Consider the following 20,965-nt stretch of genomic DNA (forward strand, 5'->3'; position numbering starts at 1 on the left):
TCGGGCGGGGCCGGGCGTGGGCCCGCCCGGACGACCGCCGCGGATGCCCAGCCGGTCCAGCCGTCCCCGCCAACGTCAAGCTGGTAACCCAGCTCGACCCGCCGCCGGGCCGGGGGCCGCGCGCACGGGCGTGAGCCACGCTTCCGGTTGCGGTGCACACGGCCCTGTGCGGCCGGCGCCCGGCTTCGGTCCGCTCGTACCGAGTGCCGAGTGCCGAGTGCCGAGCGCCGAGTGCCGGTCCGGCGGCCGCAAGTGGGCCGTGCTCACCGTCCCCGCACCTTCGCCGCCGCCTTCCGGGCCGCCACCTGGATCGGGTCCCAGACCGGGGAGAACGGCGGGGCGTAGCCCAGGTCCAGGGCTGCCACCTGGTGGACCGTCATGCCTGCCGTGAGGGCGACCGCCGCGACGTCCACGCGTTTGCCCGCGCCCTCGCGGCCGACGATCTGGACGCCGAGGAGGCGGCCCGTGCCGAGTTCCGCCAGCATCTTCACCGTCATGGGGGCGGCGTCCGGGTAGTAGCCCGCGCGGCTGGTCGACTCGATCGTCACCGCCTCGAAGCGCAGGCCCACACGGCGGGCGTCCTTCTCCCGCAGGCCGGTGCGCGCGATCTCCAGGTCGCACACCTTGCTGACCGCCGTTCCGACCACGCCGGGGAAGGTCGCGTAGCCGCCGCCGGCGTTCGTGCCGATGATCTGGCCGTGCTTGTTGGCGTGGGTGCCCAGCGGGATGTGCCGCAGCTGCCCGGAGACCAGGTCGAGCACCTCCACGCAGTCGCCGCCCGACCACACGTTCTCCTGCCCGCGCACCCGCAGCGACCGGTCGGTGAGCAGCCCGCCGCTGTCCCCGAGGGGCAGCCCGGCGGCCCGCGCGAGGGCGGTCTCCGGCCGTACGCCGATGCCCAGGACCACGACGTCGGCGGGGTACTCGGCGTCCGCGGTGGCGATCGCGCGCACCCGGCCGTCGGCGCCGGTGGGCAGCGCGGTGACCTCGGCGTCGTCGACCATCGTGATGCCCATCCCGGTCATGGCCTCGCGCACCAGCCGGCCCATGTCGGGGTCGAGCGTCGCCATCGGCTCCCGGCCGCGGTTGACGACCGTCACCTCGTAGCCGCGGTTGATCAGCGCCTCGGCCATCTCCACGCCGATGTAGCCCGCGCCCACGACCACCGCGCGGCGCCCTCCCGTACGGGACAGCGTGTCCAGCAGCGCCTGACCGTCGTCCAGGGTTTGCACCCCGTGCACCCCGGGCGCGTCGATCCCGGGCAGGTCCGGGCGGACGGGCCGCGCACCGGTCGCGATCACCAGCCTGTCGTACGACGTCCACGACTCGGCGCCGGACTCCAGGTCACGGGCGCGCACCCGCCCCCGGTCCACGTCGATCTCCGTGACCTCGGTGCGCAGCCGCACGTCGATGTCCCGCGCGCGGTGCTCAGCGGGAGTGCGGGCGATGAGCTCGTCCCGGTCCCCGACGTCGCCGCCCACCCAGTAGGGGATGCCGCAGGCGGAGTAGGAGGTGAAGTGGCCGCGTTCGAACGCCACGATCTCCAGCTCGTCCGGCCCCTTCATCCGCCGGGCCTGCGACGCCGCGGACATGCCCGCGGCGTCGCCGCCGATCACGACCAGCCGTTCCCTCGCCCCGTGCGCAGCGCTCGTGTTCATGCCGCCCACGCTACGGGGGAGGGGCGAGCGCGGTTCCTCAGGCGTCGCCGTTACCGGCCTCGGGGGTGTGCCCGGGGACGGGCGGGGCGACGGGCAGCGACCCCGTGCCCGTGCCCGGACCGCCGGACGTCGCGGGCTCCGGACGCGGGCGGCGCCGCAGCCGCGGGCCGATCAGCTTGACCCACACCAGCACGAGCAGCGCCGCCACCGCCGCGAACGGCAGGACCGCGCCCAGCGCCAGCATCAGCCAGCGCAGCAGGGTCACGAAGACGCCCCAGCCGCCCGCGAGCGCGTCCAGGAAACCGGGGTCCTCGTCCTCCTTCTTCTCCTTCTTCACCGGCGTCTCGGACAGCGTGAGCGTGATCGTGGCGAGGCTCGTGCGGTCCTTCAGGGACGCCTGTTGGGCGAGCAGCGACTCCAGGTCGGCCTGGCGGCTGCTGAGTTCGCCCTCCAGCGTCACCACGTCGCTCAGCCGGGTCGCCCGGTCCATCAGCTCACGGATCCGCGCCACGCTCGCCCGCTGCGACCGGATGCGGCTCTCCACGTCGACCACCTGGTCGGTGACGTCCTCCGCGTTCGCGCGGCGCTCGACCAGGGTGCCCGTGCCCTCCAGCGCGGCCAGCACCTTCTCGTACGCGTCCACGGGCACGCGCAGCACCACACGGGTGCGCTCGTGGCCCCGGCCGTCCCCGCGGGTCGTCTCGTCGCCGACGTAGCCGCCCGCGTTCGTCGTCGCGGTGCGCGCCTCGTCGAGCGCCGTCGGCACGTCCTTGACGCGCACCGTCAGGGAGGCGGTGCGGATGATGTGCTCCGCCGCCACCCGCGGCGCCGACGGGACGGAACGGTCCCCCGTGCCGCCGCCGGGCGCGCCCTGCTTCCCGGACTCGGGCCCCGCCTGCGCGGCCGCGCCCTCGTCCGCCGCCACCCCGGGTGCGGCCTTGCTGTCCGACCCCGCCCCGAGGTCGTCGGACGACGCGCCGCACCCCGTGACGAGAAGGGCGGCCGCCAGCAACGCCCCCGCCAGTGCGTGGGCGGATCGTACGGATCGTCGTGTGCGCATTGCGGGACTCCCCCTGCCGTGGTGACACTGACGCTCCTCAGACGCCGTGAGGGGGGCGGGCGTTCGGACCGTACGGTCGCGATGGGGTCACGGTAGGGACTCGGCGGGGCCACACGGCCCTGGCCGGCCCGCGCGCGGCGTTTGAGAAGGTGGAGGGCATGAGCGGATCACACACGGACGGCGGCCGGCACGCCGTCGTCGTCGGAGCGGGCATCGCCGGACTGGCCGCCGCGCACCGGCTGCTGGAGCACGGGGCGCGGGTCACCGTGCTGGAGGCCTCGGACCGGGTCGGCGGCAAGCTGCTGCCCGGCGAGATCGCGGGCGCCCGCGTCGACCTCGGCGCGGAGTCGCTGCTGGCCCGCCGGCCCGAGGCGGTCGGACTCGCCCGCGCGGTCGGGCTGGCCGACCGGCTCCAGCCGCCCGCCACCGCCTCCGCCGCGCTGTGGACCCGCGGCGCGCTGCGTCCCATGCCGAAGGGACACGTCATGGGCGTCCCCGGCACCGCCGCCGCGCTCGCCGGCGTGCTGTCCGACGAGGGCCTCGCCCGGATCGGGCGGGACGCCGAGCTGCCGCCCACCGAGATCGGCGACGACGTCGCCATCGGCGAGCACGTCGCCGAGCGGTTCGGCCGTGAGGTCGTCGACCGGCTCGTGGAGCCGCTGCTCGGCGGGGTGTACGCGGGCGACGCGTACCGCATCTCGATGCGCTCGGCCGTCCCGCAGCTGTTCGAGGCGGCCCGCGCGCACGCCACCCTGACCGAGGCGGTGCGCGCCGTGCAGGCCAGGACGGCCGCCGCCCAGCAGGCCGGTCCCGTCTTCACGGGCGTCGCGGGAGGCGTGGGCACCCTGCCGCTCGCGGTCGCCGACTCCCTGCGCGCCCGGGGCGTCCGCATCCTCACCGGCGCCCCGGTCACCGAACTGCGCCGCGAGGCCGACGACGGCTGGCGGCTCGTCGCCGGCGGCGCAGTTCGGTGCACGCCGACGCGGTCGTCGTCGCCGTGCCCGCCCCGGCCGCCGCGCACCTGCTGCGCGCCGAGGCGCCGGGCGCCGCCGCCGAGCTGTCCGCCGTCGAGTACGCCTCGATGGCGCTGATCACCCTCGCCTACCGGCGCGACGAGGCGCGGCTGCCCGAGGGCAGCGGGTTCCTGGTGCCGCCCGTGGAGGGCCGCTCCATCAAGGCGTCCACCTTCGCCTCCCGCAAGTGGGGCTGGATCGCCGAGGAGAACCCGGACCTGGCCGTCGTGCGCACCTCCGTGGGCCGCCACGGCGAGACGGAGATCCTGCACCGCGACGACGACGAGCTGGTGGAGCTGTCCCGGCACGACCTGAAGGCGGCCACCGGCCTGGACGCCGCCCCGGTCGCCGCCCGCGTGACCCGCTGGGACGACGGTCTGCCGCAGTACCCGGTCGGCCACCACGCGCGCGTCGCCCGCGTCCGCGCCCATCTCTCGGGCCTGTCCGGCCTGGCCGTGTGCGGCGCCGCGTACGACGGCGTCGGCGTGCCCGCGTGCATCGCGAGCGCGTACGCCGCCGCCGACCAGATCCAGGGCGACCTGCGCGCTGTGCAGCAGCTCACCGCGCACCCGGTGCAAAGCCTTCACGGAGGAGCAGGAGAATAAGGGACATGAGTGACGACGCCACCACCCCCGCGCCCGACCGGATCCCCAACAAGGGCAAGCTGGCCAAGGACCTCAACGAGGTCATCCGCTACACCCTGTGGTCCGTGTTCAAGCTGAAGGACGTCCTGCCGGAGGACCGCGCCGGCTACGCCGAGGAGGTCCAGGAGCTGTTCGACCAGCTCGCCGCCAAGGACGTCACGATCCGCGGCACCTACGACGTGTCGGGCCTGCGCGCCGACGCCGACCTCATGATCTGGTGGCACGCCGAGACCGCCGACCAGCTCCAGGAGGCCTACAACCTCTTCCGCCGCACCAAGCTGGGCCGCGCGCTGGAGCCGGTCTGGTCGAACATGGCGCTGCACCGCCCCGCCGAGTTCAACCGCTCGCACATCCCGGCGTTCCTCGCCGACGAGACGCCCCGCGACTACGTCAGCGTCTATCCGTTCGTGCGCTCCTACGACTGGTACCTGCTGCCCGACGAGGACCGCCGCCGGATGCTCGCGGACCACGGCAAGATGGCCCGCGGCTACCCGGACGTGCGCGCCAACACGGTCGCCTCGTTCTCCCTCGGCGACTACGAGTGGATCCTCGCCTTCGAGGCCGACGAGCTGTACCGCATCGTCGACCTGATGCGTCACCTGCGCGGCTCCGAGGCCCGCAGGCACGTCCGCGAGGAGGTGCCGTTCTTCACGGGCCGCCGCAAGGACGTCGCCGAGCTGGTCGCCGGTCTGGCCTGACGCCTCAGGCCCGGGGAGCGGGCGCCGGGTGCGGTGCGCAGGACGCGCGCCGGCCCGGCACCCGGCCCGCCAGCAGATACGCCGTCAGGTGCGCGTTCACGCACGCGTTCGCGCCGCCCGCGAGCCCGTGGCTGCCCGCGTCCCGCTCCGTCACCAGCGCCGACCCCGTCAGCCGCCGGTGCAGTTCCAGCGCCCCGTCGTACGGGGTGGCCGCGTCCCGTTCCGCCGCCAGGATCAGCGTGGGCGGCAGCGCGTCCTCCCCGGCGCGCACGTCCAGCGGCCGCTGCCGGGGCGCCGGCCAGGAGGCGCAGGGCAGGTTGGTCCACACGTTGTCCCACGTCTCGAACGGCGCCCGGCGCGCGAGCCGTGTGTTGTCCCGGTCCCACACCGCGAAGTCCGTCGGCCAGGGCGCGTCGTTGCACTCCACGGCCAGATACACCGCGCGCGTGTTCTCCGCCTCAGCCGCCGCCTCGGGCTGCTCCTCCGCCTGCTCCACCAGCGGCGCCGGGTCGCCCTTCAGATACGCCGACAACGCGTGCGCGCGCTGCGGCCAGTGGTCGTCGTAGTACGCCGCCTGCAGCATCGCCGTGTGCAGCTGCGCCGGACCGACCTTCCCGCCCGCCGGCTCCCGCGCCAGCCGCTCCCGTACGACGTCGTAGCTGTCGCGCACCTTCCGCGCGGTGTCGCCCAGCCCGTACACGTCGTGGTGGCGGGCGGCCCAGGCCCGGAAGTCCGCCCAGCGGTCCTCGAACGCGGCCGACTGGGCCAGGTTGTTGCGGTACCAGATCCGCTCCGGCGCCGGGTTCACCGCCGAGTCGAACACCATACGCCGCACATGTGAGGGGAACAGCGTCGCGTACAGCGCGCCGATGTACGTGCCGTACGACGAGCCGAGGAACGTCAGCCGGGTCTCGCCCAGCGCGGCGCGCAGCACGTCCAGGTCACGGGCGTTGTTCAGCGAGGTGTAGTGCTGGAGGGCGTCCCCCGCGCGCTCGGCGCACCCCCGCGCGTACGCCGCCGCGCGGGCCGCGCGCTCCCGCTTGACCGCCGCCGTCGGGTGCGGGGGCGCGGGCGCGGGGCCCTGATGGAAGGTCTTCGGGTCGGTGCACGACAGCGGGGCGGAACGGCCCACCCCGCGCGGCGCGTAGCCCACCAGGTCGTACGCCGCCGCCAGCCGCTTCCAGCCCGGGACCACGCCCAGCATCGGGAAGTACATGCCGCTGACGCCGGGCCCGCCCGGGTTGTTCACCAGGGAGCCCTGACGGGGCACCGCCCGCCCGGTCGCGGGGTCCTCCCCGGTGGCCCGGGAGCGGCTGACGGTGAGGCGGATCTGCTCGCCGTCCGGGCGGGTGTAGTCGAGCGGGACGCGTAGGGTGCCGCACTCCACGGAGGGCGGCAGCTCCTGTTCCTCGGCGCACGGGCCGAAATCGATCCCCTCCGAGGCGGCGCGCGCGGCGGCCACCGCGGTGCCGCGTGCCTCGGAGGCGGACGAGGATGAGGACGTGGACGCGGACGGGGACGGGCGTGCGGGGGTGGTGAGGAGCAAGGACCCGGCGGCCACGAGGGCGGCGGCGGTTCTCATCGGTGGGGGGATCCCTTCGGTGCGCTGCGGCGACGGCGACAAAAGGGATGTTTTCGGCACGCGAGGTGCCGGGCAAGGACCGCCCGCCGGGTGTCGGCGACGGGTTCACCACTCCACGCGCGGCTCCCGGTGCGCGAAGGCGGCGCGCACCTGCGGTTCGCCCACCGCGTGCACCCCGCTCACCGCGACGGAGGTGAGGTACGCGCGGTCGTCGTCGCTGTCGCCGGCCGCCGCCTGCCGCACGGAGGCCAGCAGTCGCTCCCCTGCCGGGGACGCCCAGGGGGAGGCGGGGCTCAGCTCGAAGCGGGCTATGGCCAGACAGCCCAGCGTGAACACCAGCGGCAGCGCGAACCACAGGGCGACCAGCAGGCGCGGCATCTGCGACGGCACCGGCATGAGCAGCGCGACGACGGCGAGACCGGCCACCGCGGGCACGGCGAGACGCAGCCGGCGCAGCGCCTCCGCGACGGTCCGCCCGTCGCCCTCCGGCACCGCGAGCCCGGCGCGCACCAGCCGCTCCGCCAGCGTACGCACCGCCTCCGCGGTCGCCGCGGCCTTCCGCACCGGCGCTATGGGCGACTGGCCTTCCGGCCCGATCGCCCCTATCACCGTGCGCTCCATGTCGTCCCGCCCGCGCGGATCGACGACGGTGGCCCAGCCGGTGTGCGCCAGCAGCAGCCGCCGCTGACGGGCCATCGCGACGAGCGTGAGATCGGCGACCCGCGCGGGCCCGCCGGACAGGAACGCCGCCTCGTACAGCGTCAGCCCTTGCCGCCCTCCCGCCTCTTCACGGGCGTAGGCCGCCTCACGCACAGCAGCACGACACAGCCGCAACCCGGCGAGCCCGGCGATCGCCCAGGCCAGCAGCAGGAGAGGTACCCAGAACATGAGTTGTTTGTAAGGGACACGGTCGCGGGAGCACCATGCCTTGTTCACGATCCGGACACAGTGTTGTGGGTATGTGACGTTCCGGCCGGGGGTGTTGCCTCGGGTGTCCCGGAGGGCGTCAGCGCCGCAGCAGGGCCCGGCGGGTGGCGCGGGCGAGGCGGACCGTCGGGCGGTGGGCGCGGGGGCGGGGGCCCGAGCGGTCGCGGTGCCACTCGCGCAGGGCGCGGCGCGTGCGGGAGTCGTCGAGGCGGCCGGGATGCAGGAGGTGTTCCACGAAGGCCATCGCGTCGTGCCGGTAGCCGCCCGTCATCGGACGGGTCCCCGCGTACGCGAGGAACGCCGGGCGGTAGCCGTCGCCGAGGATCTCCGGCAGTTCCGGGGCCACCTTCCCCACGACGTCCGCCCGCTTGGCGGCCAGCGCCCGCGCCTGCACCCGCATCCGCGTCCGGTCGAACCCCTCCGGCACCGGCGTCCCCGCGACCAGCGAGGACAGCACCGCGGTCTGGGCCAGCGCCAGCCGCTCCCGGGTGGCCTCGGTGACGGGCTCAAAGGCGGCGGGCCCCGGAACCGGCTCGGGCGCTGGAACGGCGCGGGCACGGGCGCCCGCCTCCACCGCCCCGCGGATCGCGTCCAGTTCGCGCCCCAGCTCCGCCGGGGCCGGGAAGTTCTCGTCCCGCTCCAGCAGCACGCCCGGGGGCGACACCCGGGAGGCGAGGTCGGTCAGGATGTCCAGCACCGGCCGCGGCACCGGGTGGGCGTGGCTGTCGTGCCACACGCCGTCCCGCTCGAACCCGCCCGCGACATGGACGTACGCGATGGCCTCCACGGGGAGTTCGCCGAGCGCCTTGGCCGGGTCCTCGCCGCGGTTGACGTGGTTGGTGTGCAGGTTGGCGACGTCGATGAGCAGCCGTACGCCGGTCCGGTCGGCCAGTTCGTACAGGAACTGCCCCTCGGTCATCTCCTCGCCGGGCCAGGAGAATAGCGCGGCGATGTTCTCCACCGCGAGCGGCACCGGGAGCGCGTCCTGGGCGATGCGGACGTTCTCGCACAGCACGTCGAGGGCCTCACGGCTGCGCGGCACCGGCAGCAGGTGCCCGGCCTCGATGCCGGGGGACGCGGTCAGCGGACCGCCCGCCCGCACGAACGCGATGTGCTCGGTGACCAGGGGCGAGCCCAGCGCCGTGGCCCGCTCGACGAGCGCGGTGAGCCGCCCCTCGTCGGGGCGTTCGGCGCCGCCGAGCCCCAGGGAGACGCCGTGCGGCACGACGGTCACCCCGCGCTCGCGCAGCCGCAGCAGCGACTCGGGCAGATGGCCGGGGCAGACGTTCTCCGCGACCACCTCGACCCAGTCGACGCCCGGCATGGCCTCCACCGCGTCCGCGATCTCCGGACGCCATCCGATCCCGGTCCCCAGCCGTACCGTCGTCATCCCCGTCCCCTCCTTCACCCCGGGCGTTCCCGCCCGGCCCCCGGTCCGTCCGCACGGGCGTGCCGGACGTGCCGGGGATATGACCCGCGGCTCCGCGCCCGAACCGTCCTCGGGCCGCCTTCAGAGGAACATTTGAGGTTGGGGGAGGGCCGTCGGGGAACGGATGCCTGACGCGTTGTCAGTGGGGTGCGGCAGGATGAGCGCCATGAGTCGAGTGATCACGTACAACACGGCCACGAAGGCCGGCGTCCTGTCCTACCTGGGAGCGGGCGAGAAGCTGACCGCCGAGCAGCACCGCGTCCTCGGCATGGTGCGGGAGCGGGCGGAGGCCGCCCAGGAGAACCTGGACGCACAGGGGCTGGACTGGGGGCTGCCGATACCGGAGGCGCTCGACCATCTCCTCGAGGGACGTGCGGACTCGACCGCGGAGTACGCGGCCGGCGCCTACGCCAGGGCCCTGCAGTGCGTCATCGACATGAACGGGTCCGACCCGTGCGACCTGGGCGTCTATTCCAAACCCGCCACCTTCTTCCTCGCGGTGGACGAGGAGCTGCGCCGGGCCGGGGTCGGCGAGGACCTGCTGCTGTACCCGCACGTGTTCTCGGGTCCGCCCGCGGAGATACCGTTCTTCTTCCCGCACGCCGTGGACGGCCCGCACATCGGCATGTTCCCGCTGGACAAGGCCAAGCCCGCCGCGGACGCCTACCGCGCGGTGGTCGACTCCGTGGCGCCCGACTTCCGCGACGAGGTCGGCCGGTTCGCGTCCGTCTTCGAGTCCGAGCACAGCGAGTGGGAGTACGCGACGAAGGCCATCGACTGGTACGACCAGGACACGATCTTCTTCTCGATCACCGGCTGAGCCGACGCCCCCGCGCCGGCTCGGACAGGCTCACCGCGCCGGCCCGGGCAGGCTCACCGCGCCGGCCAGGCAGGCTCACCGCACCTGGAACGCCGTCGACACACCCTCGATCGACGAGATCTTCCCGCCGAGGCTCTTCGCGTCGCCGTGGTAGACGACGCGGTAGGTGCCCGAGGGGGTGCCCTGGGGGATGTCCCAGGTGATGGTGACCTTGGACGCGGCGATGCCGTCGCGAGCCCAGTGGAAGCGGGTCGACCAGTCGCCGTCGTCGGCGACGGTGCGCCACGCGCCGCCGGAGTCGCGCCGCTCGATCCGCAGATACGTGTCGCCGCGGTGCAGGTCGTTGCCCGGGTGGGCGCCGGCGAAGACGACCTCGACGCGTTCCCCGGTCCGGTAGTTCTCCCGCGGCGGCACCAGCACGTCGCCGAACTTCCGGAACAGCGGCGGCGCGTCCAGCACCACACCGGGCTGGAGCGTGAGCGCCTTGCCGGTCAGGTCCGGCGGCTCGGGACCGAGCGGCAGGTCCGTGCCGTCGCGCAGGGAGACCGCCAGCTCGGACGCGGTCTGCTGGAGCGCGGGGAGCTGCCAGCGCCCGAAGAGGGTGCTGCCGCCCTCGTACTGCTGGGCGTCGTACTCCTCCGGCGTGGTCACGTAGTGGAAGTAGGAGTTGCTGTACCCGGCGACCAGCACGTCGTCCAGGTCCGCGCCGACGATCCCGGCGACCGTGCGCCGCAGCCGCAGGCCCGCGCAGACGGTGACCTCGCCGGGGATGCCGATGAGGTACAGGCCGCCGATGCGCACCAGCATCACCGGCACCCGCTCCTGCACCCACGGGTAGATCCGGTTCATCTCCCCGATCGGCACGAAGACGTCCTTCGGCGCCTGCGCCTGCTTCAGCTCGGGGGAGACCGTGTAGATGACGGAGTTGGAGATCGCGTCCCAGAAGGGGTTGTCGCCCTCGTCGAAGCCGGGGAAGGCCGGCCCGTCCTCCAGGCTGCCCGCCGCCATCGACGCGCCGATGCACGGCTTGGAGGTGCGGTGGGTCTTCCCGTCGCCGGTGAACTCCGGACGCACGGTGACGTCGGACAGGTCGATGTACACCAGCCGCGAGTCGACCGGCCCGGACAGCCGCGTGCCCGGCGTGTCCGCCTGCGCCGCGGCCGCCTCGTACTGGCGCAGCCCGCTGGTGCGGGTGGCCTCGAAGTCGGCGGGCGTCGTGGGCGGCACCAGGTCCAGGTTGGGCGACATGTCGCCGCTGTTGGTCTGGGCGAACGCCGACACGAACTCCGGTGCGCCGTCGGCGAGATAGTCCACGCCGTGGACCTCGCGCTCCCAGTGGTAGGCGGCGTAGCCCTTGTTGTCGGCGCTGATCAGACGGTTGTCGCCGGACATGCTGGTGCCGTGCACCGGGAACCAGTTGACCGCCCCGACCGTGCGGCCCTCCCGCTCCACCCGCAGCAGGGTGGTCAGGGTGTCGACGCCGTCCGGGAAGTGGTCCCGGTCCTCCTTAGGGTTGCGGTCGAAGGCGGTGCGCGAGCGGTTGGCGCTGACGCCGGTCAAGGTGCCGTGGCTGAGCAGCAGTTCGGACGGGGCGAGGTCCTCGTGCGCGTTGCGCGCCGCCTCGAACAGGCCGTCCGCCACCGCCTCGAAGGTCGCCTTGTGGAAGCCGAACGTCGTGGTGTTGTACAGGAGATGGTGCGAGTAGCCGCCGGGGCCCGCATGGGTGTGGGTGGCGGTGATGAGGACGTTCTGCTCGGTGTACGTGTCGCCGTACGCCTGCCTCAGCCGCCGCAGCACCGCGCGGTGCACGCTCTCGAAGATCATGGGGGAGTCGGCGACGATCAGCAGCACACGGCGTCCGCTCGTCTGCTCGGCCACGACGAACGCCCGCGCCCGCAGCCGGGTGTGGAGCCCCGCCGCCTGCTGGTCGAAGCGGCCGTAGCCCATCATGCCGACCTCGGCGACCTCACCCGTGGCGTCGGAGATCCCTCGGCCGACGAGATACCCGCCGCCGCTTCCCGAAGCCGCGGCGGCAGCGGCGCCCGGTGCGGCCAGATGCGCGCCCGCGAGGCCCAGGCCGGTGACGGCGCCCGCCCTGAGGACGGTCCTGCGGCTGTGCGAGGGAGGACGTTCCGCGGTCATACGCTGCTCCTCAGGCTCGGTCGGCCCCCGCCGGACGAAACATGAACAACATTCAAATTCCGCGCCTCATTGGTACACCGGCCGCCATGAACACGGCAAGAGTCGTGCGCGCGTACGACGCGACCGGCCCGGTGGTCCGTTTCTCACGGACCACCGGGCCGGCTCCCACACGGTGAAGCTATTCCTTGCCTTGGAGCGGCTCCCGCTCGCACACGGTCCCCGCCGCCGGCACCGTGCCGTCCAGCAGATACGCGTTCACGGTCTTCCGTACACAGGTGTTGCCGGAGTCGTACGCGCCGTGGCCCTCGCCCTCGTAGGTGAGTTCCACGCCGACGCTCCTGCCGAGCCGTTCCGCCATCCGCGCGGCGCCCTCGTACGGCGTCGCGGGGTCGCCGGTGTTGCCGACGAGGAGGATCGGCGGCGCGCCGGGCGCGCTCACGTCCGGGTGCTCGGCCTTGCCCCGCACCGGCCAGTCGGTGCACTCCAGCGCGCCCCACACCATGGAGTCGCCGAAGATCGGGGACGCCTTCTCGAACGCGGCGGCCTGTTCCAGCACGTCGTCGACGGTGTAGCGGTCGCTGCGGTCGGCGCAGGTGACGGCGGTCTGGGCGTCCTCCTCGCCGCCCCGCCTCCGGCTCCGCCCTCGCCGGCCGGGCCGCAGGCGGCCAGGGAGGCGGAGAGCAGGACGGCGCCGGACAGCAGGGCAGCGGCTGTCGTACGTCGTATCGGCATGCGCCCAGCCTCCGGCGGGCCTGCGGCAGCCGCACGGCCGTCCCATCCATCCGGAGGACGCCCCGGGTCAGCGCAGCGCCGGGTGGTCCGCGACCACGGTGCAGGAACCAGGGGCGATCTCCGTGAAGCCCGCGTCGCGCACCGTCGGCAGGCCGCCGCCGGTCAGCGCGGGCCAGTCGGCGGGGTCGGCGGTGCGCACGGCGAGCGGGAAACCGGCCGCGCGCCACGCCTCGCGGGCCGCGTCCGGGAGTTCCCACCAGGCGAGTTGGGCACCGTGTCCGGCCTGGGCCATCGCCTTGCCGGCGGACATCTCCAGCTCCGGGTTCATCCAGAGCGTGGGCGTGCCGGGGTCCGCGGGCGGCACCGGGTCAGGGTCGTCGAGGTCGGTGCCGGACACCTGGAGCCGGGCCAGGTCCTTGGGCCAGCCGTCCAGCGGCACCGGCGGGAACACCCGCACCTCGGCCGACTTCCCGGTCACGGTGATCCCGGGGAGCGCCTCCGCACGCCGCCACTCCGCGCCGCGCGCCCGCCGCACCACCTTGCGGATCCGTCCGTCCTGCCAGGCGCGGATCGCCTGCGCCCACTCGCCGTCGCCGACCGACCGCTCGTCGGTCAGCATCACCAGCACCGCGCGGGCCGCCGTCTCCAGCGCGTCCGTCCGCGCGGGCGGCGAGCCGCGCTCGATACGGACCACCAGCGGCAGCACGAACTGCGGCGCCGCGTCGCGGTCACCCGGGTCGGGTCGGAAGGGGCTGTCGGGGGCGGGTGTCGTCCGGTCGTCGTTCACCTGCCCAGTGTGCCAAGCGGGACGGGAGTGATGCCGGGCGGGACGAGGACGATGCCGGGCGGGACGGGCGCGACGCCGGGCGGCACCGGCGGACATCAAGGGGCGCCGAGGGGGCACCAGGGTGGGGGAAGGGACTGATGCGCGATGACTCAGGCGGTGCCGCAGCGTGGCGGAGGAGGAGGCTCCAGCGGTCTGTACGACGTGCTGGAGCTGATCCTCGACCGGGGGCTGGTGATCGACGCGTTCGTGCGGGTGTCGCTGGTCGGGATCGAGATACTCAAGATCGACATTCGCATCGTGGTGGCGAGCGTCGACACCTACCTGCGCTTCGCGGAGGCGTGCAACCGGCTGGACCTGGAGTCCGGCCCGCGCAAGCCCGTAGGACTGACCGAACTCCCCGACAAGATGCGCGAGTCGGGCTCCAAGGGAGCGGCCAAGGGCATCCTGTCCGGCGCGGCGGAGACGATCTCCGAAGCGTTCCAGTCGGCCCGCGAGGAGCCGAGGCGGCGGTAGCTGCACCGCGTCGTGAGCCGCGCGCGGGATCAGGGTCACGCCCCGCCCGGCGGACGGTCCCGACGACGGCGCGCACGGACTCGGCTCCGGTCAGCCCGAGCAGGCCGTGCGTTCCGCCTCCCGCCACTCGCAGACCGGGCACAGCGTGATGCCCTTGTACGACTCCGGGTACTCCGTGGGCTCCTGGCACTGGACGCACGCCGCGTACGGCGGGCCGTCCGCCTTCGGCGGGCGCTCGGTGCCGACGAGGCAGTAGTCGCGGTCGGTCACGTCGTCGCTCATGCCTCCAGCGTAGAACGGTCAGCCGCGTCCGTTCGCCGCGCCGATCAGCTCGGAGACCTTCACGAAGCGGTAGCCCTGGCGACGCAGCTCCGGGACGACCGTCCGTACCGCCTTCTCCGTCGTCGGGGCGGCGCTGCGGGTGCAGTGCAGGACGACCACCGAGCCGGGCCGCACCCCGTCCAGCACCTGCCGGGCCACCGCGTCCGCGTCCGTGGCGAAGGCGTCACCGCCGACGACGTCCCACTGCACGGCTGTGACACCGGCCGGAATCAGCGCCTTCAGCGCCCGCCGGTCGTAACAGCCGCCCGGGAAGCGGAAGTACGGCATCGGTTCGGGCACGCCCACCGCGCGGAACGCCCGGTACGCCCGCTCCACGTCGGCCCGCATCCGCTCCTCGGGCACGGTGGGCAGGCCGTAGCAGTCGGCGGTGAAGGCGTAGTGGCTGTAGGAGTGGTTGGCGACCTCGAAGAGCGGGTCACGACCGATGGCGCGGGCCTGGTCCGGGTACTCCTCGGCCCACCGCCCGGTCATGAACACGGTCGCCGGCACCTTCAGCGTCCGCAGCGTCTCGATCAGCCGCGGATGGTCGAAACGCTCGCCCGCCGCGGCCCGCGGGCCCTGGTCGGCGGTCATGTCGGCGTCGAAGGTGAGGGCGATGGTCTTCCCGGCGTCGCGCGGACCGTGCTCGAAGACCGGGACGACACCCTCGGGCCCCGCGGCGAGCGTGGGCGGCGCCGACGGGGCGGCGGGGGAGGGCGCCGGGGAGGGCGGCCGCGCGGCGGGACCTGCGGAGGAGCCGCACGCGGTGAGGGCGGCGGCGAGAGCGCAGGCGGCGATAACACGACGTGAAAGTGTGATCACCGTATGAAAGTAGGGTGCGAGTCGGCGGTAGCTGTCGCGGCTCTGGCGTAGACACTCACCCGGTCGGAGGGGCCGGCCCCTCCGACCGGGGGCGGGTCTCAGATGTCCCGCCGCTCCAGCGGCTTCGTCGCCGGCCCCTGGACCACGTTCCCCTCCGTGTCGAAGCGGGAGCCGTGACACGGGCACTCCCATGCGCGTTCCGCCGCGTTGAAGTCGACCAGGCAGCCCATGTGCGTGCAGCGGGCGGAGACCGCGTGCAGGGCGCCGTCGTCGTCGCGGTACACCGCCAGGCGGCCGCCCTCCGTGCGGACCACCGCGCCCTCGCCCGGCGGCAGCGCCTCCACCGGGGGCGACGGGCGCAGCCGGTCGCCGACGAAGTGCTTGGCGACCTGCGCCTGGTGCTTGAGGAAGGCCGGGGCCTCCCGCACGGCCGAGGCCACGCGCCGCGGGTCGTACAGCCCCGCCCACGCGCACTCACCGCCCGTGATCTGCGCGGTCAGCAGCCGGCCCGCCATCATGCCGCCGCTCATGCCCCAGCCGCCGAAGCCGGTGGCCACGTACGTGTGCCGGGCGCCCTGGTGCAGCGGCCCGACCAGCGGCACCGTGTCGGTGGGGTCGTTGTCCTGCGTGGCCCAGAAGTGCGTCAGCTCCACGCCCGGGAAGTGCCGGCGCGCCCACTGCGCCAGCCGGTCGAAGCGGGCGCGGGTGTCGCCGGTGCCCGGCGTGAAGTGCTCGCCGGTGACCACCAGCAGCCGGCGGGAGGCGTCGTCGCCGTAGGGCGCGGTGCGCACCGAACGGGAGCCGCCGTACGGGGTGATGTACATGCCCTCCGGGTCCAGCTCCGCCGGCACCGGCCCCGCCACGACCAGCTCGCGGCGCGGGGAGAGGCGGGTGAACAGCAGCGCGCGGTCGAAGACCGGGTAGTGCGTGGCGACCACGACGTCCCTGGCCGTCACGAACGCCCCGGTCGACGTCGACAGCCGGCAGGGCTCGCCCTCCTCCAGACCCAGCACGGTCGTGTCCTCGTACAGCCGCCCGCCGTGCGCCTCGATGTCGTCGGCGAGCGCCAGCAGGTACTTGCGGGGATGGAACTGCGCCTGCTCCGGCACCTCCACCGCGCCCGCCACCGGGAACGGCAGCCCCGTCTCCGTCACGAACGACGCGGGCAGACCCGCCTCCCGCGCGGCCCGCGCCTCCGCGCGCACCTCGTCCACCCGGTCCGCGTCCGTGACGTACGTGTACGAGCTGCGCCGCTCCCACTCGCACGCGACCCCCAGCTCCTCCACCACCCCGGCGGCCCGCTCGATCGCCTCCGCCTGCGACCGGGCGTAGAGCCGCGCGCCCTCGCTGCCGCGGGTGCGGCGCAGCTTGTCGTAGACCAGCGAGTGCAGCGCGGTGACCTTGGCGGTGGTGTGTCCGGTGACGCCCGCCGCGAGCCGGCCCGCCTCCAGCACGGCGACGCCGCGCCCCGCCCGCGCCAGCTCCCACGCCGTGCACAGACCGGCGATGCCGCCGCCGATCACCGCCACGTCCACGTCCAGGGGGTCGGACAGTGCGGGGCGGCGCTCCCCGCCGGGCGCGGTGTTCAGCCAGTACGAGTCACCCGAGTGCTGCTTCTGCGTCATGCGGGGGCGAGTACCCCGGCGCGGGGGCTTCACGGCGGGCGGAACGGGCGCCGCGCGGTTGCCGGCGGTCGGGCGCGGGCGTAACGTACAACCAAATGGTTGTAGATGGGATGGACGAGGCCGACCGGGCCGTGGACCGGCTGTTCCACGCGCTGGCCGACGCGACGCGGCGCGACATGCTGCGCCGCTGCGTCCGCGGTGAGCTGTCCGTGTCACGGCTGGCCGCCGCGTACCCGATGAGCTTCGCCGCGGTGCAGAAACACGTCACGGTGCTGGAGCGGGCGGGGCTGGTCACCAAGGAGCGGCGCGGACGGGAGCAGCTCGTGCGCACCGACCCCGACGCGGTGGCCCGCGCGCGGCAGGCGCTGGACGCGCTCGAGTCGGCCTGGCGGGCCCGCGTGGACCGGATGTCCGGCCTGCTCGCCGAGGAGGAGGACGGTCCGGACGCCGGCTGAGGCCCGCGTACGGAAGTGACAGGACGCCACAGGAAAGGACCGGACGGATGACTCTCACCCGTGTCGACAAGGACGTCGACACCCTCACGCTCACCCTCGTCGCGGACTTCACCGCACCGGTGGAGCGGGTCTGGCGGCTGTGGGCCGACCCGCGGCTGCTGGAGCGCTGGTGGGGCCCGCCCGGGTTCCCGGCGACCGTCGAGGAGCACGACCTCACCCCCGGCGGCGGCGTGAAGTACCACATGACCGGGCCGGAGGGCGAGAAGTACGGCGGCTGGTGGCGGATCTCCGCGGTCACGCCGCCGACGTCCCTGGAGTTCACCGACGGTTTCGCCGGCCAGGACGGGAAGCCGGACCCGGAGATGCCGGTCACCACGGTCCGGGTGACGCTCACCGGGCACGAGGACGGCACACGGATGGAACTGCGGTCCGCGTTCGACACCCGGGAGCAGATGGAGCGGCTGGTGGAGATGGGCATGGCCGAGGGCATGAGCCAGGCCGTCGGCCAGATGGACGCGCTGCTGAAGGACTGACGGGAGGGAGGAGGGCGGGCGCGGCACGCGCCCGCCCTCCCGCACCTTCCGGTGTTACCGGCGCCAGGGTCCGGTCACGGCGAACGTCGTGCCCGGGTCGTAGACGTTGACGTACATCGTCCTGCCGTCCGGGGCGAACGTGACGCCGGCGAACTCGCCCCACTGCGGGTCCTCGGCCGTGCCCGTGTTCTGCCGGTTGCGGGCCATCGCATAGACCTCGCCGTGCCGGGTGACGCCGAAGACGTGCTGGGCGCCGCCGCCGTCCTCACACACCATCAGACCGCCGCTGGGCGCGAGGCAGATGTTGTCCGGGGACTCGCCGGGCAGCTGGATGTCGGTGTCCGGGCCGAAGACGATGACCAGGGTGAGGCGGCGGCGGTCCGGGTCGTAACGCCAGATCTGGCCGTAGTGGTCGGCGGCCGAACCCTCGGAGCTGTGGGCGAAGGACGACACGAAGTAGACGGAGCTGCCGCCCCAGTAGCAGCCCTCCAGCTTCTGCGCGTGGGTGATGCCCTTCGGACCGAAGTCCTGGAAACGGATGGGCGTTTCGACGGCCAAGGGGTCGGGGACGTCCACCCACTCGATGTCGTCGAAGCGGGCGCCGATCTCCTGGATCGAGGACAGGTCCGGCACGCCGGGCACCCGCATCGCCTGGAGCTTGCCGCCCGCGCGCAGCGAACCGGTGCCGCCGAGCGGCTTCTTCGGCAGGAAGCGGTAGAACAGGCCGAAGGGGCGCTCGAAGGCGTCCTCCGTCTCGTAGACCACGCCCCGCTTCGGGTCCACCGCGATCGCCTCGTGCTGGAAGCGGCCCATCGCGGTCAGCGGCACGGCTCCGGTGCGGCGCGGGTCGGCGCCGTCCACCTCGAAGATGAAGCCGTGGTCCTTGGTGTAGCCGTTGGTGCCGGCCTTGTCCTCGGTCTCCTCGCAGGTCAGCCAGGTCTTCCATGGGGTGGGCCCGCCCGCGCAGTTGACGGCCGTACCGGCGATCGCCACCCGCTCGTCGACCACGCGGCCGCTCCGGTCGAGGGTGAGCGCGGTACACCCGCCCTTGCCCTCCGGGTCGTACGTCAGCCCGTCGACCACCGGGACCGGGACTCTGCCGGTGGCCCGGTTCTCGTGGTTGCGGACCAGATGGGTACGGCCCTGCCGGCCGGCGAAGGCGGACATGCCGTCGTGGTTGGAGGGGACGGGGCCCTCACCGGAGCGGAGCTGGTCGCCCTCCTTGGAGAGCACGGTGTAGCGGAAGCCCTTGGGCAGGTCGAGCAGTCCGTCGGGGTCGGGGACGAGGTCGCCGTAGCCGTGGTGGCCGAGGCTCTGCGCGGCCGCGGTCTGGGTGAACAGTTCGGAGAGGGCGCCGGTGAAGGCGATACCGACACCCACGGCGCCGGAACGGGCGAGCATCTGGCGTCGGGTTGTTGCCGTGGAGCCGTGGGGGGACCCGTTTTCTGACATGGGGAAACCTTCCTGCTGGCGGACAGGAACTGTGACCCCGCCGTGTCTATCACCTGCCGCCGATCACGGGAACCACGCGACCCGCACGTGTCCCACGAACCAGGCCCGGCCGCGGGGACCCACGGGGCGCTTCGACCCCCCGGCACCACCAGGTGCGGGGGTCGGTGCGGACCCCAACCCCACCACCAGGTACGGGGGTTGGTGCGGACCCCCCAACCATTGCACCGACCCAGGCCCCCTCACCGCGTCGTCAGCCTCACCGGCGGTGTGTCCGCCCCGCTGTGGCGTTCCGCCCAGTGGCTCAGGGCCGTGCTGACGGCGTGGTCCAGGTGGTGAAGGGCCGTGAGGTCCAGTTCGACCGGGCGGTCCTGGGGGAGGGACTCCAGGGTGTCCAGGATCTTCGGAAGGCGCAGGAACGTCGCGTTGCCGGAGAGGTGGACCTGGACGGGACCCGCGCCCTTGTCCATGACCTCCAGCTTGACCTTCGAGGACTCCCAGGCCGTCTTCACCACCGACAGGGCCAGCCCGATCAGCACGCCCTCGAACATGTTCACCACGACGATCGACACGGCCGTCACGACGAGGATCAGCGCCTCGCCCCGCTGACCCCGCCACAGGGAGACCAGCCCCCGGAACGGGATCAGCTTCCAGCCGGCGTGGATCAGGATGCCCGCCAGCGCCGGCAGCGGGATCCACGCGAGGGCGGACGGCAGCAGCGCCGCGAACAGCAGCAGCCACACGCCGTGCAGCACCCGGGACGCCTTGGTCCGCGCGCCCGCCTGGACGTTGGCCGAACTGCGCACGATGACCGCGGTCATGGGCAGTGCGCCGAGCAGCCCGCAGACCGTGTTGCCCGCGCCCTGCGCCATCAGCTCCCGGTTGTAGCGGGTGCGCGGACCCGTGTGCAGCCGGTCCACCGCCGCCGCGCTGAACAGGCTCTCCGCGGAGGCGATGAGGGCGAAGGCGACGACCGTGCCCAGCACGCCCACGTCCATGAGGACACCGAAGGCGTCCGGTCCGGGCGGCTGGACGGACCCGAGCAGCCCCGTCACCTCGACCGTGGCGACCGGAACCGCGAACGCCGCCGTGACCGCCGTCGCGAGCAGCACCGCGGCGAGCGCGCCCGGCACGGCCCCGGCCGGTCCCGGCAGCCGCCGCCACAACACCGTCACCACGATCGCGCCCGCGCCGACCGCCAGCGAGGCGAGAGCCTCCCGCCCGGCGAGCGCGTCCGCGGCGGCCCCGGGCATCCCGAGGATCTTGTCGACGCCGCCCGCGGGCGCCTCGAGCCCGGCGGCGGAGTAGAGCTGGCCGGCGATGAGGACCAGGCCGATGCCGGCCAGCATGCCCTCGATCACCGACAACGACATCGCCCGGAACCAGCGGCCGAGCCGCAGCGCCCCCATGGCGAGCTGGAGCAGCCCGGCGGCGAGCACGATCACGCCGAGCGCGGGGAGGCCGTAGGAGTCCACCGCCTCGAAGACCAGCACGGTGAGTCCGGCGGCGGGACCGGACACCTGGAGGCTGCTGCCCGGCAGCAGGCCGGTGACCAGACCGCCCACGATGCCGGTGACGAGGCCGAGTTCGGCGGGGACCCCGGAGGCGACGGCGACGCCGACGCAGAGCGGGAGGGCGACGAGGAACACGACGAGCGAGGCGGCGACGTCCTGCCGCAGATGCGGGAAGCGGTGCACGCCTGCCCTCACCGGGTCCGGCACGCGCGGCGGGCGCGGCGCTGGGCGTCGGCGGGGG

General features: G+C 74.0%; 17 protein-coding genes and 2 pseudogenes. 6 read left to right on the forward strand and 13 right to left on the reverse strand.

Features of this window, described 5'->3' with window-relative positions; genetic code table 11:
• Nucleotides 1-263: 263 nt before the first annotated feature.
• Nucleotides 264-1,658, reverse strand: a complete 1,395-nt coding sequence (locus tag AY578_RS26010; protein ID WP_136238067.1) for an FAD-dependent oxidoreductase — start codon at nt 1,656-1,658, stop codon at nt 264-266.
• A 37-nt stretch (nt 1,659-1,695) separates the two neighbouring features.
• Nucleotides 1,696-2,718 (reverse strand): DUF4349 domain-containing protein, encoded by a 1,023-nt coding sequence (locus tag AY578_RS26015; RefSeq protein ID WP_028961631.1) that lies wholly within the window; start codon nt 2,716-2,718, stop codon nt 1,696-1,698.
• A gap of 158 nt (nt 2,719-2,876) precedes the next feature.
• Here AY578_RS26015 and hemG point away from each other — a divergent pair.
• Both hemG and hemQ read left to right on the forward strand, forming a co-directional pair.
• A pseudogene (gene hemG / locus AY578_RS26020) lies at nt 2,877-4,336 on the forward strand (protoporphyrinogen oxidase).
• Between the two features lie 5 nt (nt 4,337-4,341).
• The gene (hemQ, locus tag AY578_RS26025; protein WP_019523452.1) at nt 4,342-5,073 is read left to right on the forward strand and encodes a hydrogen peroxide-dependent heme synthase; all 732 of its coding nucleotides are present in this window, start codon (nt 4,342-4,344) and stop codon (nt 5,071-5,073) included.
• A 4-nt stretch (nt 5,074-5,077) separates the two neighbouring features.
• Here hemQ and AY578_RS26030 read toward each other — a convergent pair whose 3' ends face one another.
• From AY578_RS26030 to AY578_RS26040, 3 genes are all read right to left on the reverse strand, one after another.
• Nucleotides 5,078-6,655, reverse strand: a complete 1,578-nt coding sequence (locus AY578_RS26030; RefSeq protein ID WP_215048932.1) for an alpha/beta hydrolase — start codon at nt 6,653-6,655, stop codon at nt 5,078-5,080.
• Between the two features lie 105 nt (nt 6,656-6,760).
• Complete coding sequence (locus AY578_RS26035; protein WP_019523450.1) at nt 6,761-7,543, reverse strand: TIGR04222 domain-containing membrane protein; 783 nt, start codon at nt 7,541-7,543, stop codon at nt 6,761-6,763.
• Between the two features lie 118 nt (nt 7,544-7,661).
• Nucleotides 7,662-8,972: an MbnB/TglH/ChrH family RiPP precursor modification enzyme gene (locus AY578_RS26040; RefSeq protein ID WP_215048933.1), complete on the reverse strand. Its 1,311-nt coding sequence runs from the start codon at nt 8,970-8,972 to the stop codon at nt 7,662-7,664.
• A 205-nt stretch (nt 8,973-9,177) separates the two neighbouring features.
• On the opposite strand from AY578_RS26040, the gene AY578_RS26045 reads away from it, so the two are divergent.
• Nucleotides 9,178-9,831 (forward strand): DUF7691 family protein, encoded by a 654-nt coding sequence (locus AY578_RS26045; protein ID WP_028961626.1) that lies wholly within the window; start codon nt 9,178-9,180, stop codon nt 9,829-9,831.
• Nucleotides 9,832-9,906: 75 nt separating this feature from the next.
• Here AY578_RS26045 and AY578_RS26050 read toward each other — a convergent pair whose 3' ends face one another.
• From AY578_RS26050 to AY578_RS26060, 3 genes and pseudogenes are all read right to left on the reverse strand, one after another.
• Nucleotides 9,907-11,973, reverse strand: coding sequence for a neutral/alkaline ceramidase (locus AY578_RS26050; protein WP_215048934.1), 2,067 nt, complete (start codon nt 11,971-11,973; stop codon nt 9,907-9,909).
• 178 nt (nt 11,974-12,151) lie between these two features.
• Nucleotides 12,152-12,583 (reverse strand): annotated as a pseudogene (locus tag AY578_RS26055) (alpha/beta hydrolase); the annotation flags it as partial.
• A 189-nt stretch (nt 12,584-12,772) separates the two neighbouring features.
• The gene (locus tag AY578_RS26060; RefSeq protein WP_215048935.1) at nt 12,773-13,492 is read right to left on the reverse strand and encodes an aminoacyl-tRNA hydrolase; all 720 of its coding nucleotides are present in this window, start codon (nt 13,490-13,492) and stop codon (nt 12,773-12,775) included.
• Between the two features lie 144 nt (nt 13,493-13,636).
• Here AY578_RS26060 and gvpJ point away from each other — a divergent pair, with 144 nt between their 5' ends.
• Entirely contained in the window at nt 13,637-14,005 is a 369-nt protein-coding gene (gene gvpJ / locus AY578_RS26065) for a gas vesicle protein GvpJ (protein ID WP_258905723.1), read from the forward strand.
• A 90-nt stretch (nt 14,006-14,095) separates the two neighbouring features.
• On the opposite strand, the gene AY578_RS26070 is transcribed toward gvpJ, so the two are convergent.
• From AY578_RS26070 to AY578_RS26080, 3 genes are all read right to left on the reverse strand, one after another.
• The gene (locus AY578_RS26070) at nt 14,096-14,287 is read right to left on the reverse strand and encodes a hypothetical protein (protein WP_019523443.1); all 192 of its coding nucleotides are present in this window, start codon (nt 14,285-14,287) and stop codon (nt 14,096-14,098) included.
• A gap of 18 nt (nt 14,288-14,305) precedes the next feature.
• Nucleotides 14,306-15,148 (reverse strand): polysaccharide deacetylase family protein, encoded by an 843-nt coding sequence (locus AY578_RS26075; RefSeq protein WP_136238074.1) that lies wholly within the window; start codon nt 15,146-15,148, stop codon nt 14,306-14,308.
• Between the two features lie 98 nt (nt 15,149-15,246).
• The gene (locus tag AY578_RS26080) at nt 15,247-16,773 is read right to left on the reverse strand and encodes an FAD-dependent oxidoreductase (protein ID WP_019523441.1); all 1,527 of its coding nucleotides are present in this window, start codon (nt 16,771-16,773) and stop codon (nt 15,247-15,249) included.
• Between the two features lie 95 nt (nt 16,774-16,868).
• Between AY578_RS26080 and AY578_RS26085 the strand changes: the two genes are divergently transcribed.
• Nucleotides 16,869-17,228 carry an ArsR/SmtB family transcription factor gene (locus AY578_RS26085; RefSeq protein ID WP_028961622.1) on the forward strand — a complete coding sequence of 120 codons (360 nt, stop codon included), beginning with the start codon at nt 16,869-16,871 and terminating at the stop codon, nt 17,226-17,228.
• Nucleotides 17,229-17,275: 47 nt separating this feature from the next.
• Nucleotides 17,276-17,761 carry an SRPBCC family protein gene (locus AY578_RS26090; RefSeq protein ID WP_019523439.1) on the forward strand — a complete coding sequence of 162 codons (486 nt, stop codon included), beginning with the start codon at nt 17,276-17,278 and terminating at the stop codon, nt 17,759-17,761.
• Nucleotides 17,762-17,815: 54 nt separating this feature from the next.
• On the opposite strand, the gene AY578_RS26095 is transcribed toward AY578_RS26090, so the two are convergent.
• Together AY578_RS26095 and AY578_RS26100 are read right to left on the reverse strand one after the other, a co-directional pair.
• Entirely contained in the window at nt 17,816-19,213 is a 1,398-nt protein-coding gene (locus AY578_RS26095; RefSeq protein WP_026243618.1) for an alkaline phosphatase PhoX, read from the reverse strand.
• Nucleotides 19,214-19,452: 239 nt separating this feature from the next.
• Nucleotides 19,453-20,907, reverse strand: a complete 1,455-nt coding sequence (locus AY578_RS26100) for a SulP family inorganic anion transporter (protein WP_028961620.1) — start codon at nt 20,905-20,907, stop codon at nt 19,453-19,455.
• Between the last annotated feature and the right edge of the window lie 58 nt (nt 20,908-20,965).

The organism is Streptomyces thermocarboxydus (genome assembly GCF_024760485.1).
In the GTDB taxonomy this organism is placed as follows: Bacteria; Actinomycetota; Actinomycetes; order Streptomycetales; family Streptomycetaceae; genus Streptomyces; species Streptomyces cellulosae.

Excerpts from the sequence above, each read along its gene's own strand:
- AY578_RS26080 (WP_019523441.1), bottom strand. The coding sequence starts at position 16,773 with ATGACGCAGAAGCAGCACTCGGGTGACTCGTACTGGCTGAACACCGCG.
- AY578_RS26010 (WP_136238067.1), bottom strand. The coding sequence starts at position 1,658 with ATGAACACGAGCGCTGCGCACGGGGCGAGGGAACGGCTGGTCGTGATC.
- AY578_RS26070 (WP_019523443.1), bottom strand. The coding sequence starts at position 14,287 with ATGAGCGACGACGTGACCGACCGCGACTACTGCCTCGTCGGCACCGAG.
- gvpJ (WP_258905723.1), top strand. The coding sequence starts at position 13,637 with ATGACTCAGGCGGTGCCGCAGCGTGGCGGAGGAGGAGGCTCCAGCGGT.
- AY578_RS26040 (WP_215048933.1), bottom strand. The coding sequence starts at position 8,972 with ATGACGACGGTACGGCTGGGGACCGGGATCGGATGGCGTCCGGAGATC.
- AY578_RS26095 (WP_026243618.1), bottom strand. The coding sequence starts at position 19,213 with ATGTCAGAAAACGGGTCCCCCCACGGCTCCACGGCAACAACCCGACGC.
- AY578_RS26085 (WP_028961622.1), top strand. The coding sequence starts at position 16,869 with ATGGTTGTAGATGGGATGGACGAGGCCGACCGGGCCGTGGACCGGCTG.
- AY578_RS26045 (WP_028961626.1), top strand. The coding sequence starts at position 9,178 with ATGAGTCGAGTGATCACGTACAACACGGCCACGAAGGCCGGCGTCCTG.
- AY578_RS26050 (WP_215048934.1), bottom strand. The coding sequence starts at position 11,973 with ATGACCGCGGAACGTCCTCCCTCGCACAGCCGCAGGACCGTCCTCAGG.
- AY578_RS26035 (WP_019523450.1), bottom strand. The coding sequence starts at position 7,543 with ATGTTCTGGGTACCTCTCCTGCTGCTGGCCTGGGCGATCGCCGGGCTC.
- hemQ (WP_019523452.1), top strand. The coding sequence starts at position 4,342 with ATGAGTGACGACGCCACCACCCCCGCGCCCGACCGGATCCCCAACAAG.
- AY578_RS26015 (WP_028961631.1), bottom strand. The coding sequence starts at position 2,718 with ATGCGCACACGACGATCCGTACGATCCGCCCACGCACTGGCGGGGGCG.
- AY578_RS26090 (WP_019523439.1), top strand. The coding sequence starts at position 17,276 with ATGACTCTCACCCGTGTCGACAAGGACGTCGACACCCTCACGCTCACC.
- AY578_RS26030 (WP_215048932.1), bottom strand. The coding sequence starts at position 6,655 with ATGAGAACCGCCGCCGCCCTCGTGGCCGCCGGGTCCTTGCTCCTCACC.